This is a genomic window from uncultured Chitinophaga sp. (genome assembly GCF_937898475.1).
In the GTDB taxonomy this organism is placed as follows: domain Bacteria; phylum Bacteroidota; class Bacteroidia; order Chitinophagales; family Chitinophagaceae; genus Chitinophaga.
Genome location: NZ_CALEJS010000016.1, coordinates 615,895 through 630,623, shown reverse-complemented (window position 1 = coordinate 630,623; position 14,729 = coordinate 615,895). Strand labels below are relative to the sequence as shown.

Genomic DNA, 14,729 nt, shown 5'->3' with positions numbered 1-14,729 from the left:
AGATTACGAAAGACGGAAATTTGCTTAAGGAAATGATACACTCAACAGTATGCGAACTGATACACTTGCATTAAGACACTGTACATTCTCCCCGTAAAGCAGACTAAAGAAGAAGACTATTGGACGTTAATCGAGTAGGAAGTGGCGCCTGTGGGCGTCCTGGGGGTGTTTTTTATCGGCTTATTTATTCGCACATAGATCAACACAAAAAAAACTAAACAAGCTTATGAGGAAAGTTTTATTTCTTCTGCTTGGTGTATTATTCCTTGCCGGTCAGGCTTTCGCACAAAGCCGGACCATCAAAGGCAGGGTTACATCAGCAGATGATGGTCAACCGGTAATAGGTGCCGCTGTAGTGGTTAAAGGTACCTCTACAGGAGCAGTCACTAACCCCGATGGTGAGTACACCTTACAGGTTCCGGACGGAACTACCACCCTGGTATTCCGCTCTATAGGAATGAAAGAACAGGAAGTAACCCTGAAAGAATCCAACACGGTAAACGTAGTATTACAGCAGGATGTCAGGAGCCTTACAGAAACAGTAGTAACAGCTAACGCAATCCGCAGGGACAAAAGTTCCCTGGGTTATTCTGCGCCGGTAATCAAAACGGAAGAATTAACCAAAGCACAGGTCACCAGTCCGCTGAATGCGTTGGCTGGTAAAGTAGCCGGTGTAAACATTACCAGTACTGCCGGCGCGCCGGGAAGCTCTTCCAGGGTGGTGATCCGTGGTGGTTCTTCCATCAGTGGTAACAACCAGGCGCTGATGGTAGTTGATGGTGTGCCTATTGACAACTCCAGCATTATAGGTGGTGATGACAGCCGTAGCAGTGTTGACTTTGGTAACCGTGGTAACGATATTAACCCGGAAGATATCGAGTCTATCACCGTTCTTAAAGGCCCGGCAGCAGCGGCCCTGTATGGTTCCCGAGCTTCCAACGGCGCCCTGATTATTACTACCAAAACAGGTAAGAAAGGCGCTGGCAAGAAGAATGAAGTTACTTTCAACAGCTCGGTTACCTTCTCCAATGTACTGAAGCTGCCCGATTTCCAGAATGAGTATGGACAAGGCGGTTACCAGGAGGAAGATCCGCGTGAGAACTGGAGCTGGGGCCCGAAATTTGACGGCCAGGAAAGAGAATGGGGCCAGTCTATCAATGGCGTACGTCTGAAAAAGCCTTATGTTGCCCAGAAAGACAACGTAAAGAATTTCTTCAGTACAGGCGTTGCCTTCAATAACAATGTATCACTGTCAGGCGCAGGCGATAAAACAACTTACTACCTGTCTTTGACCAGCCTCAACTCTGATGGAGTGATGCCCGGCAACTATGACAAGTACAACAAATACGGCGTGCGTTTTAATGGTAGCGCTCAGCTTACCAATAAGATCACTACCAGCATATCGATCAATTATAATAAGATCAACAGCGACCTGGTACAGGGTGGCCAGGGTGAAGGTTCCGTATATGACAACGTGATCCAGACCCCCAGGGATATCCCGCTTGATAAAATGAGCGATCTCAATAACCCCTACTATAGTATGGGTGGCATATTTGATGCAGACGGCGTTGAGCGTTACGGTTATTACGGCGCTTACACCGTGAGCCCTTATTTTGTACTGAAGAACTACCGCAACCTGAATGATGTAGACCGCGTTACCGGGAACTTCACCGTAGCCTACAAGCCGCTGGAATGGCTGGATGTGGTTGAAAGATTAGGTGCGGACGTTTATACAGACCGCCGCAGGTACAAGTATCCTAAATTCTCCGTAATACCTGCTGATGACCTGGGCGACTACTATTCTGAAGACAACGTTCATCAGAGCCTTGGTAAATATGGTGAAGAAGACTACACGCTGAGTGAGATCACCAACGATGTGATGGTAACTGCCAAAAAGCAGATCAACCCTGACTTTGGCTTTTCATTAATGGTTGGCCATAACGTACGTCAGCGTGTATTCAATACGCTGGTAACACAAACCAACCGTTCTGCCGGTCTGGTGGTGCCCGGATGGTATGCGCTGGATAACAGTAACGGCCCGGTTTACAGCTTTAATGAACGCGAAACACGTAGGCTGGTAGGCGTTTACGGTGAACTGAACCTCGACTACAAGCATATGCTGTATCTTGGTTTTACTGCACGTAACGACTGGTCTTCCACACTGCCTCCTGAAAACAGGTCTTTCTTCTATCCCAGTGTGAATGGATCCTTTGTATTTACGGAGTTACTGCAGGGTAGTTCTATCAGCAATATCCTGAGCTATGGTAAGTTACGTGCCAGCTGGGCGCAGGTGGGTAATGATGCGCCCGCGTATTATCTGAGGACGTATTACGAGAAAACAGACATTGCAGGCGGCTTTGGCAATACAACTTTCCCGCTTAATGATATACCAGGCTTTACAAGAGGAAACCGTATCGGTAATCCCGACCTGAAGCCTGAGATCACTACCGCATTTGAGGTAGGCGCGGAACTGAATTTCTTTGAAAACCGCGCATCTGTAGACTTCTCTTACTACAGGAATAAGTCCAAAGACCAGATACTGCCCGTGCCCATTGCACCTGGCACCGGTTATTCTTCCAAGGTGCTGAACACCGGTGAAGTAGAGAACAGGGGTATTGAGTTAGGGGTACGTGGTACACCGATCCGTACGGCTTCCGGGTTTACGCTGGAACTTTATGGAACTTACACCAAGAATAAAAATGAAGTGATAGATATAGCAGGCGGTGTAGACCAGGTAACTGTTGGCGGTATCAGCGCTTTAACTATCGTAGCAGCAAAAGGTCAGCCTTACGGCACTTTCTTTGGCCAAACCATTAAGCGCGATCCGCAGGGACGTGTAGTGGTGAGTGCAGCGGATGGTATGCCTGAGCTGACAGACCGGGCGCAGTACCTGGGTTCTTATCTTCCCAAATGGCAGGCATCCTGGGGTGCGAACATGAGCTACAAAGGCTTCAGTTTCGGTATCCTCTTCGATACCAAGCAGGGTAATAAATTTTACTCCCGCACCAAAGACCTGATGGACTTTGTGGGTACAGCGCCTGAAACTGCAGAAGGCGGCCGTGATCCCCGTGTGTGGGCCAACTCTGTTATAGAAACTGAGCCCGGTAAGTTTACAGAGAACACCAGCTTAACCTATGATCCGAATGACTGGTTTACCAGCAAGATACCGTCTGGTTTGCACGTGATTGATGGTTCTTACATCAGGTTGCGCGAACTGAGCCTGAGCTACCGTATACCCAAGTACCTGCTGAACAGAACACCGTTCGGTGATGCTTCCATCGGTATATTCGGTAATAACCTGGCCCTGTGGACCGCCAAAGAAAATGTGTATGCAGATCCTGAAGTTAACTCAGGCGGTGCTACCAACGAACAGGGTTTTGACTTTACAGCGCAACCCTCTCTGAGGAACTATGGTGTGAACCTGAGGGTTTCTTTCTAAGTATTAAAAGCAAAAGATCATTTAACATGAAATTGACAAGTAAAAGATATATAGCAAAGTCGGTAGCCGCTACGCTGGCCGTGCTGGTATTGTCTGCGTCAGGATGTAAAAAATTCCTGGATGTAAACGATAATCCCAACCTGCCGGAACAGGTGGACGTACCGTTGATCCTGCCTTCTGCACAAGCAGCCATCGGGCATGTACTGGGCAACCACTTCCAGATCTATGGCAGCATATGGGGTCAGTACTGGACACAATCTCCCTATTCATCCCAGTATAAATCCATTGATCAGTACCAGCCTTCGTCCAATAATTTTGACAGGCCCTGGGGTATACTGTACAATGATGCATATGAAGATCTGGAGATCATCCTCGGCTATAAAGGACAGGAAAAATACAAGCAATACGCCGCTATTGCTTTCATGCTCAAAGCATACGATCTGCAGGTGATCACGGACGCATTTGGTGATGCGCCTTTAACAGAAGCCGGACTGGGGGACCAGAACCTGAGTCCTCATTACGATTCACAGCAGCAGATCTATGACAGTATCTTCAGCTACATAGACCAGGGGCAGGCATTGATCGATAATGCTTCTCCGTTCCTTCCTGGTGCTGAAGACCTGATCTTTGGTGGTGATATGGACCAATGGACCGCATTTGGCAATACCCTTAAACTGCGCGCCTATCTCCGTATTGCCTTAAAAGATCCGGGAAAAGCAAGCGCTGGTATCCAGGCACTGCAAGGGGAGCCTTTCCTGACAGAAGATGCTAAGATATCTTACACCCAGACCGGTGGTAACCAGAACCCGCTGAATGCTGAAATGATTGGTTTGGGCGGTACACAGAACTTGGTGGCCAGCGCCACCGCCGTAAACCAGATGAAAGCGCTGAATGATCCGCGTGTGAACGTGTTCTACAGAAGAGTGCCTGCTACCGGTATTGTAACACCTGTTCCGCAGGGCAGCTTTAATACAACACCGGATGAAACTATCTCTACGCCTTCTTATGTAGTAGGTGCAAGAGCCAGTGACCCGCTGTCTGCACTGGCTCCGGTAAAATTCATCTCTGCTGCTGAAAGCTATTTCCTGCAGGCAGAAGCTGTTGTACGCGGTTACCTTACTGGCAATGCGCAAACACTGTATCAGGAAGGTATCACTGCCAGCTTCACTTCGTACGGAATTGAACCGGGTACTTACATCACAGATGTGGTGGCAACATGGCCCGCAACAACAGAACAACAGATCAACGCTATTATCACACAGAAGTATTTTGCTATGTGTGGTAACCAGGGCTTTGAAGCATGGACTGAATGGCGCCGTACCGGTTATCCCGACTTCTTTGTCAGGTCACAGGCGTCTGTACTGGGTGCAGGATTATTCCCGCAGCGCATGCTGTACCCCAACACCGAGATCACTAGGAACGGAAATTTCCCTGGTTTGGAAACGGTAACAACAAAGATGTGGTGGGATGTGAAGGACTAAAAATGTTGTTCATATAAAAAACAAGGAGGGCGTCTCAGCTGAGGCGCCCTCTTTTTTTTAAGCGGATTTTAATTCCCCTTTTAAGCTGATTTTAATACCCGTCTTCTGCTTTCACCGTAATTTTCGCCCGTTAAACGGAAATAGAACTCAATCAAAACATGCTTATGAGACGTCACGTACTGCTCATCGCTATGCTATTGGCGATGACTTCCCTCGTGTCTGCACAACAGCGCCAGATTACGGGTAAAGTAAAGGGAGGCGACGGCAAACCTGTGTCCTTTGCCACCATCCAGGTTAAAGGCACTTCCAATGGTGCCGCTGCAGACGAAAAAGGTAATTTCAAATTAAACATCCCCGGAAACAATGAGGTACTGGTTATCCGAAGTGTAGGTTACACTACTAAGGAGATACCTGCGGGTAGTAACAGCTACCTGGAAGTAACGCTTACCGCTGATGAAACCAACCTGCAGGAGGTAGTGGTCACTGGTTTAGGCATACAAAGGTCTAAAAAGGCCCTGGGCTATGCCGTACAGGATGTAAAAGGAGATGAGCTTACAAAAGCCGGACAAAGCGACGCATTGAGGGGTTTGTCTGGCAAAGTAGCCGGTGTACAGATCACTGCTTCTTCGGGTACGCCGGGAGCGGCTACCTACATTAAACTGAGGGGCACCAATTCTCTCACGGGCAACAACCAGCCGCTCTTTGTAATTGATGGTATCCCCGTAGATAATTCCCAGAACTACTCAGGCGATCCTTCAGATGGCTCCAACAATCTGCTGACCGGCGCTACCAATACCAACCGCGGGGCAGACATCAACCCAGAGGATATTGAAAGCATCTCCATTCTGAAAGGCCCCGCAGCAGCTGCTTTATATGGTATTGATGCAGCCAATGGAGCCGTGATCATTACCACAAAAAAAGGAAAGGCAGGCAGGATGCAGGTGGACTTCAGTACCGGCGTTTCATTTGATGCAGTGAACCGCCTGCCCAAACTGCAGCATGAATATGTAAAGGGAGGCGGCGGACAAATAGCTCCCTTCAGTTCTACCAACCGCTACTCCTGGGGCGCTAGGGCAGATACCCTTTTCTGGACAGGCGTTCCCAATGCGTATGATGTGCATGGCGATATTGTAGGTAAATCAGATCCGAATGCCAGGATCCCTTTTAAGCCTTACAATAACGTGAAGGATTTCTTCCGCACCGGCTCTACCTTCAATAACTCAGTATCGTTTATGGGAGGTAATGATGTAGCAACCTACAGGATGTCTGTCTCGCATTTGTACCAGAACTCCATTGTGCCGCTACAAGGCTACCAGCGTACCACCGTTGCTTTCTCCGGTCAGCTGAGAGTATCTGAACATGTGAAAGTGTCCAGCAGTATTAACTATACCACAGACGGCGGCGATATGCCGCAGAACGGCAGCAATCCCTCCGGCATCATGCTGGGACTAACCAGAACGCCTATATCTTTTGACAATTCCAACGGCGCATCAAAAGCCAGCGATCCGAAGGCATATTTGTTGCCAGACGGCCTGCAACGGTCTTACCGCACCACAGCGTACGACAATCCTTACTGGACCATCAATGAAGATCCTTACACTACGAATGTGAACCGACTGATAGGGAATGTTCAGCTGGACTATAATTTCCTGAAAGATTTCACTTTTACCTATCGAATAGGAACAGATGTTTATAGTGACAACCGCCATCAATATTACGAGATTCAGTCCGGCGCGTTTCCTGGCGGCCGTGTCTTTGATGACCGGTATACCTATAAAAGCGTGAACTCAGACGCGATCCTTACCTATGCTAAACAGTTATCAGAAGATTTCAGGCTGGATGTGAAAGTAGGCAATAACTACTACACACGTAAACTGGATGAGTTGTATACACAGGGAGACGGTTTAACATCGCCCGGTTTCAATAACATCTACAATGCCACTGCGGTAAAATCGGCCAATTTTGTGACGCCTTATCACAGGGCATCGGGTTATTTCGATGTTAACCTGGATTACAGGTCTATGTTGTTCCTGGAGCTTACCGGGCGTAATGATTGGTCTTCTACCCTGCCCAAAGATCGCAACTCATTCTTTTATCCTTCCGCCAGTCTGGGCTTTGTGTTCACAGAGCTGGAAGGACTGAAGAATGATGTGCTGACCTTCGGTAAGATCAGGCTTTCTGCCGCGCAGGTGGGTAAAGATCCCGGGCCATTTAACATCAGGTCATATTACACAGCCACTACCTATAGCGGCGATGGTTTTACATCGGGTATTTCTTTTCCTTACAATGGCACCGGAAGTTTCAGCCTGAACAATGTACTGGGCAATCCCAACCTGAAACCCGAAAAAACCAATTCATATGAAGCCGGTGCACAGTTACAGTTCTTTAAGAACAGGATCGGGCTGGATGCCACTTATTATTACTCTAAGGGAACCAATCTGCTGGTGCAGTCCCCTATTGCAGGGTCTACTGGCTACCAGTATGTAACGCTGAATGCGGGTGCTATCAGGAACCAGGGCCTGGAGGTAACGTTAACGGGTAAACCGGTAAACACAAAGCATTTCACCTGGGATGTGAATGTGAACTATAGCATGAACCGCAGCAAGGTATTGTCGCTGGCGCCCGGTATCAACCAGATCACTGTGAACGGATTTACGGGTTCGGTAATCGCGCATTTACCCGGTCAGCCTGCCGGTATCATTTACGGTTATCCCTTCCTGAGAGACAGCCAGGGTAGAATGGTGATCAGTGATGATCCCAACAGTAATTACGGTTACCCCATCGTATCACCCGAGCAGGCCCGCATCGGAAACCCTAATCCCAGGTTCCTGCTGGGAGTGGGTAATACTTTTACCTACAAGGGTTTTTCATTGTACGCGCTGGTTGACTGGAAACATGGCGGAGACATTTGGAATGGTACCCGTGGATCGCTCATGGCAATCGGTACCTCTGCTGTTACGCTGAACAGGGGACAACAAACGGTTTTTCCGGGTGTGCTTGGGCACCTGGATGCAACAGGCAATATTGTACACTACGAAGGCGGAGCTGAAAAAGCAGGTGCAGGGTCAACCAACGATGTTGAAGCAGCATTGGATGAAGCCTGGTATTTGGGCAATGGCGGTGGCTTTGGCGGACAGTCAGAAACATTCATAGATGATGCATCCTTTGTTAAGCTGCGTGAGATCAGCCTGTCATACGATCTCGGTGCCTCTTTATTTGCCGGCGCGCATTTTATCAAGGGTATCACAGTGTCTGCCTTTGCGCGTAACATCATCCTGTGGACGCCCTATAATGGTATAGACCCGGAAACCAGTCTTACGGGCGCCACCAATGCGCAGGGAATCGATTATTTTAATTTACCCGGCACTGCCAGTTATGGACTGAATGTAAAAGCCAGGTTTTAATCCTAAAAATCAAGACTATGATACGGTATTCCAGATATATACTACCCGCGCTGTTTATGTTACTTTGTTTCAATGCGTGTAAAAAATCATACTTCTATACGGGGATCAACGATGATCCTTCGCAGTTGAAAACGCCTTCTCCTGCTGCAATACTGCCCGGCGCCATTTTAAAGAGCGCTTATATATGGGGTGGGGATGCCTCTCGTTTTTCCTCGCTGTTCATGCAGCAGAGCACAGGTATTGCCAACCAGGCCTACAATCATTCCTTATACACCGTAACACCAGATGATGTAGACAATATGTGGTACGCCGGTTTTTACGGCGCTATTATGAACGATATAACAGCCATGATAGACACAGCTACGGCCGCGCAACAACTGCACTATGCGGCAGTGGGAAAAATACTGCTGGCCAGCAACCTGGGAGAGGTAACAGATCTTTGGGGCGATGTGCCTTATACCCAGGCGTTCCAGGGACTGGCCAACACACAGCCGAAATATGATCCGCAACAGCGGGTGTATGATACCTTGCAGCAATTGCTGGATGAGGCGATTGCATCGCTGACGGTGGATGATAGCAGCCCTTTCCAGCCCGGCTCACAGGACGACCTGATGTTTGGCGGTAACCTTGATCTGTGGGTACGCTTTGCACATGCTTTGAAAGCGAAATTCTACCTGCATCTTGTAAAAGTGAACCCTGGTACTTTACAACCTGCATTGAACGAAATTCCAAAGGGCTTTAGTGAGGGGCAGGGCGCATTTGTAAAATTCGTGGGCACCAGCGCCACTACTACGCAGGCGCCATGGTACCAGTTCAATACACAACGCGGCGATATCGCGTTTAATGGTTACCTCAATGACCTGTTGTACAAATCGAAGGATCCTCGCTACGCGGTTTATTATGATCCTGCAGACAGTACTTTGCTGGGCGATCTGTATGGCGCATCTAACGCCGCGGTATATTTCATGTCATACGATGAATTGAAGTTCGTAGAGGCGGAGCTGCAGTTCAGGAATAATAACAAGACCGCCGCCGCCGCGGCTTATAACGAGGCGATAAAAGCTAATTTATCCAGAACAGTGGGAAGTGATGCATATTTGCAGGAAGTATCCAAAACAGCTGCCAGCATTACTTTAAACGACATCATGATACAGAAGTATATTGCCCTCTTCCTTAGCCCGGAGGTGTGGACGGATTGGCGGCGAACAGGTATCCCGGTATTAAAAGCTCCACAGGGTAATACCCTGGGTGGCCAGTTGCCGCGGTCGCTGTTATATCCCAGCAGTGAGCAACGTTACAACGCCAACGCTCCTAAAAACACCACCATGCTGAGGAGGGTATGGTGGGATGTGCAGTAACCTAAATTGAAACCGACTCACATGATAAGAATAAGACTGACTGCCATAAAGCAGTCAGTCTTTTTTTATGCCACGTAATAAAATAAGCTACGAAAAATATATTATCCGATAAAAGTTAAACTTATGTTAATGATTTACACCTGCATCAGTATGGCATTTTACTTCCATAATACATACTCTTTATTTGTTATAATATGACTTTCTTAAATTTATATGATACTATTTTATCTTTTTATAATACTCAATTGCTTTTTTTTACGTAAATTATTATTGTTAACAATTTTCATCAACCAAAATCTTCTTCTCGCTTATGAAACAAGCGCTACTCGTTTTTACCATGCTCATGGTAATGTTTAGCCTGGCGTACGCCCAAGAACGTCAGGTTTCGGGGAGGATAACTGGACGTGACGGAGTCCCCATACCGTTTGCAACGGTCCAGCTAAAAGGCACTACAACTGGTACCACCAGCGATCAGAGTGGAAATTTCAAATTGAATGTTACAGGAAGCAACCCCGTACTTATCATCAGGAACATAGGATTTACCGCAAAGGAAGTTTCGGTGGGCCAGGAAGGCACACTGGAAATTACATTGGACCAGGACACCAAGAACCTCAGTGAGGTAGTGATCACAGGCGCATTAGGTATCGCACGCCAGAAGCGCTCTGTGGGTTATGCAGCCACCTCGCTTAAGAATGAAGAGATCACCCGGGTGTCTCCAACAGGTCCGCTGGACGGTCTGAAAGGCCGTGTGGCTGGCGCTGATATTTCCACGTTGAACTCGCAGCCAGGTGCCTCCTCCAAGGTGGTACTGCGCGGTTATACCTCATTGAGCGGCAACGTACAGCCTTTATTTGTAGTGGATGGCGTGCCGGTTACCAATCAGCAGCTGGCCAACAGGAACCCGGATAACACCAGTAACGGTCTCGACTTCGGCAACGGTATCAGTGACCTGAACCCCAACGATATTGAGAGTGTAACAGTATTGAAAGGCGCCGGTGCTACCTCACTTTATGGTTCCCGTGCAGCCAACGGTGTTGTGATGATCACCACAAAGAAGGGGAAATCCGGCAAGATAAAGGTAGAAGTAAACAGTGCGGCTACCTTTTCTAAAGTAGGTGTACTGCCGGAATTCCAGAACACATTTGGCCAGGGATGGAGCGGGCACTTTGCTTTCGAGGAAAACGGCAGCTGGGGTCCCCGCATGGACGGCAGACAACGTTTATGGGGCGCGATAGTAGATAATTCGCAGCTGTTAAAACCCTTCTCTCCTGCAAAAGACAACATGCGGGACTTCTATGATATCGGTACGGAATTCAATAATACAGTATCCATCAGCGGTGGTAATGAAACCAGTACCTTCCTGCTTTCACTGGGGAATGTTACCAGCGATGGGGTGATACCCACCACTGCCGATTACCTGACCCGAAACAATATCGGCCTGCGGGCCTCTACCAAGTATGGAGGTTTCTCGCTGGCGGGATCACTCAACTATATTAAAAGAACTTCCCGTTATGTAACTGACCTTGGTGATGAACGCGGCGCTACTCCCTTTCAGGAGATCATGCAGATACCACGTGACCATGTGATCACTGACGGCCGTAACTATCGTAACAAGTTCTATGATGTAGACAACTATTTCTCACCTTATGCAGAAAACCCCTACTTCCCCCTTTATGAAAACGGGAACAGGTATTACAGTGACCGGGTTTTCGGTTATTTTGAGATGGGCTACAAGTTTACCCCCTGGGTAAATCTGTTATGGCGTGTAGGTGGTGATATTACCAATGCACGTTTGAAAGACTGGAAAGCCATCAATGCCCCCAAGGAAGGCAGCTGGAACGCCGGGGCAAACCCTGCAGGCTCTATCCGCCAGGCGGACATAGGTTATGTAGGTGAGATCAGCGCCAACACCAGGGAGTATAATACGGACCTGCTGCTGCTTTTGTCTCCCAAGATCAATGATGATCTTTCTATAGACGGTACCATCGGTTTTAACTTCAATGAGAGAGGTACGCGTACCCACTATTCCAGCATTGAAGGGCTCACCATACCTGAGTACTATAATGTGAGCAATTCTGCCAATCCGCCGAAGACTAGCACGGATGAAACATTGCGCAGACTGTTCGGCTTATATGGTCAGGCAACGCTGAATTTCAGGAACTACTTATTCCTTACGCTGAATGCAAGAAATGACTGGTCGTCCACCCTGCCCATTAATTCAAACAACTTCTTCTATCCCGGCGTAAACGCATCCTTTGTAGTAACAGATCTGCTGAAAACAGATCCCAAGGGACTTTCTTACGCCAAGATCAGGGCTGGTTACGGTAAAACAGGTAATGACGCCGGGGTATACCTGCTTAACAGCGTACTGGTGCCTGCAAACATCATTACCGGTTTCGGTAACCTGATCTTCCCGGTAGGCGGAGTAAGTGCATTCTCGGTAGGTAACCGTATTGGTAATAATGACCTCAAACCGGAGTTTACTACTGAACTGGAACTGGGGGCCGAGCTGCGCTTCTGGGATAACCGTATTGGTCTTGATATAGCCTGGTATGACAGGAAATCTGATAACCAGATCCTGGCCATTGATATAGCGCCATCATCCGGCTACAAAACACGTACCATCAACTTCGGTAAGATACAGAACAAGGGGATAGAGCTATCCCTTAACGTTGCGCCATTCAGGGGAAATGGATTTAACTGGGACTTCACCTACACTTTTTCCCGCAACAGGAACGAAGTGCTTGACCTTCCCGAAGGCCAGGAAAGGTACCAGTTATCCTCTTTCCGTGATATGAAATTTGTAGCTATTAAAGGCCAGCCACTGGGCGTGGTAGAAGGTATAGGACCTAAGCTAAACCCTGATGGAAGACCAATTATTAACGCTACAAATGGATTGTATGTAGATTCCGACAGCGACATCAGATACGGTGATACCCAGCGTGATTTTGTAATGGGCCTGGTAAATACATTCAGCTATAAGGGCGTAGCGCTGGGATTAAATTTTGATTATCGCAAAGGGGGTATTATGTACTCCAATACCTCAGAGCTGACAAACTTTGTAGGGAATGCATGGCGTACTACCTATAACGACCGTCGCCCGTTTATTGTGCCTAACTCTGTAAACGAGATAATTGACGGCTCCGGTAAGGCTACCTATGTGGAGAACACTACACCAATAGACTACGCTAACTATAACGCATATTGGTATATATCTTCCAATAAGGCTTATGCCTACGGCCAGAACATTATTAAAAGAGACTTCTTAAAACTGCGTGAGGTTACCCTCAGCTATGCACTGCCTTCTAAATACGCACGTGTAATACGTGCCGATCAGGCAATGGTCACCTTCTTTGGCAGAAATCTCTGGATATGGACGCCGGATGACAACCTCTTCATCGATCCTGAGATCGCCAACAGGGGTAACGCATTAACGTCCGACTGGCTGGAAGTGGGCGCAGCGCCAGGTGTCAGAAGTCTGGGTGTTGCACTGAAACTAACTTTTTAACCTTTAAAAGTTAAGAGCATTATGAAGAAGCTGATTATATATACAATGTTGTTATCGGCAGTAATGCTGTCCGGTAGCTGCAAAAAGGAACTGGACATCAATACAGATCCCAATAATCCCTCACTTGCGAATGCTGAACCTAACCTGCTGTTCCCATCAGCGGTAGCTTATACAGCGGGCCGCATTGGCGGTGAACTGGCCATAGTTGGCGGCATCTGGTCTCAGCTGTGGACGCAAAGCGTTGCCTCCAACCAGTACAAGAATATAGACGCCTACCAGGTTACACGTGCGGATTTCAATGGCAGCTGGAACGAATTGTTTTCAGGTGCTTTGACTGACTACGCCACCCTGATCAGGATCGCAAAGGAAAGAGAAGACTGGAATTTTGTGCTTATGGGTACAGTAATGAGGGCTTACACTTATACGGTACTGGTAGATCTTTATGACCAGGTGCCCTTTTCGGAAGCTTCACAAGGTGAAGCTAACCTGACGCCTAAATTCGATCCGGGCGATGTTATTTATTCTGCCCTGCTGGCTGAAATTGATGAAGCGCTCTCCAAGGATTTTACGGCGAGGACCAATACGCTGCCGGGTACAAGCGATGTGGTGTTCCAGAGTTCCAGTTTCAGGCTGGACGCATGGATAGCTTTTGCCAACACCCTGAAGCTGAAAATGTTTCTGCGCATGATCAATGCAAAACCAGCAGATGCGGCCACCGGTGTGAGGGCACTGTACACAGAAAACGCTCCTTTTCTGGAGGAAGATGCAGCGCTGGCCTTTTATATAAATCAACCAGACAAGAGCAATCCTTTGTACGAAGAGAATTTCCGCCGGTTGAATACTACCACGAACATACGTTTGAGCATGACGTTCTACAGCTGGCTGGCTACACATAATGACCCGCGTGTGAATGAGTATTTTACTATTGGCGCCGGAGGGCCCCTTGCTATTAACCAGGGAGACTTTAATAATCCTGCTACCAATCCCTGGGGAAGTGCCTCCAATTTATTCATAGATCCGACCTCTCCCGTACATTTCATTTCAAAGGCAGAGTCTTATTTCCTCCAGGCAGAAGCGGTGGAAAGATATTTTAACGGCACTGCTCCTAATGGCACCACAGGTAAGGAGTTGTATAATGCAGGCGTTACCGCCGCTTTTGCCCAGGTGGGTCTTACTCCGGGTGCTTTGCTGACAGGCGACTACGCTTATCCGGCTGCGGGTACATTGGAGCAAAAGATCGAAGCGATCATCGTTCAGAAATGGGCGTCTCTTTCGAACTCCCACTCAATGGAAGCTTTCTTTGAAAAGAACCGCACCGGTTTTCCCAGAACCAGTGCTGTATACAGCAACTCTACAGACGGTAAGACCTGGGCTGCCAATTATATGCCGGGATACTGGGTATATCCAAAGAATGCAGTTACTAACGGCCTGTTCATCAAACGCTTCGTATTTCCTGACAGCGAAATACGCGCCAATCCAAATGTACCTGCACTGGTACCTCCTACAACTCCCGTTTGGTGGGCCATTAAATAACTTAAA

The 14,729-nt window shown here is 48.0% G+C and carries 6 protein-coding genes; all 6 read left to right on the top strand.

Annotation, left to right across the window (positions count from 1 at the left end):
* The first annotated feature begins 226 nt into the window (after nucleotides 1-226).
* The 6 genes from Q0577_RS12390 to Q0577_RS12365 all read left to right on the top strand — a co-directional run bounded on the left by Q0577_RS12390 (nucleotide 227) and on the right by Q0577_RS12365 (nucleotide 14,723).
* Entirely contained in the window at nucleotides 227-3,439 is a 3,213-nt protein-coding gene (locus Q0577_RS12390; RefSeq protein WP_298736680.1) for a SusC/RagA family TonB-linked outer membrane protein, read from the top strand.
* A gap of 26 nt (nucleotides 3,440-3,465) precedes the next feature.
* Nucleotides 3,466-4,920, top strand: coding sequence for a SusD/RagB family nutrient-binding outer membrane lipoprotein (locus Q0577_RS12385; RefSeq protein WP_298736678.1), 1,455 nt, complete (start codon nucleotides 3,466-3,468; stop codon nucleotides 4,918-4,920).
* Between the two features lie 164 nt (nucleotides 4,921-5,084).
* Nucleotides 5,085-8,324 (top strand): SusC/RagA family TonB-linked outer membrane protein, encoded by a 3,240-nt coding sequence (locus tag Q0577_RS12380; RefSeq protein WP_298736676.1) that lies wholly within the window; start codon nucleotides 5,085-5,087, stop codon nucleotides 8,322-8,324.
* Between the two features lie 17 nt (nucleotides 8,325-8,341).
* Nucleotides 8,342-9,682: a SusD/RagB family nutrient-binding outer membrane lipoprotein gene (locus tag Q0577_RS12375; protein ID WP_298736674.1), complete on the top strand. Its 1,341-nt coding sequence runs from the start codon at nucleotides 8,342-8,344 to the stop codon at nucleotides 9,680-9,682.
* Nucleotides 9,683-9,992: 310 nt separating this feature from the next.
* A complete protein-coding gene (locus Q0577_RS12370) occupies nucleotides 9,993-13,190 on the top strand; it encodes a SusC/RagA family TonB-linked outer membrane protein (RefSeq protein WP_366884304.1) in 3,198 nt (1,065 codons plus the stop codon).
* Nucleotides 13,191-13,211: 21 nt separating this feature from the next.
* A complete protein-coding gene (locus Q0577_RS12365) occupies nucleotides 13,212-14,723 on the top strand; it encodes a SusD/RagB family nutrient-binding outer membrane lipoprotein (RefSeq protein ID WP_298736672.1) in 1,512 nt (503 codons plus the stop codon).
* Nucleotides 14,724-14,729: the final 6 nt, after the last annotated feature.

What these genes read in the sequence shown, in the direction of transcription:
- Q0577_RS12370 (WP_366884304.1), top strand. Translation starts at nt 9,993, where the DNA reads ATGAAACAAGCGCTACTCGTTTTTACCATGCTCATGGTAATGTTTAGC.
- Q0577_RS12365 (WP_298736672.1), top strand. Translation starts at nt 13,212, where the DNA reads ATGAAGAAGCTGATTATATATACAATGTTGTTATCGGCAGTAATGCTG.
- Q0577_RS12390 (WP_298736680.1), top strand. Translation starts at nt 227, where the DNA reads ATGAGGAAAGTTTTATTTCTTCTGCTTGGTGTATTATTCCTTGCCGGT.
- Q0577_RS12375 (WP_298736674.1), top strand. Translation starts at nt 8,342, where the DNA reads ATGATACGGTATTCCAGATATATACTACCCGCGCTGTTTATGTTACTT.
- Q0577_RS12380 (WP_298736676.1), top strand. Translation starts at nt 5,085, where the DNA reads ATGAGACGTCACGTACTGCTCATCGCTATGCTATTGGCGATGACTTCC.
- Q0577_RS12385 (WP_298736678.1), top strand. Translation starts at nt 3,466, where the DNA reads ATGAAATTGACAAGTAAAAGATATATAGCAAAGTCGGTAGCCGCTACG.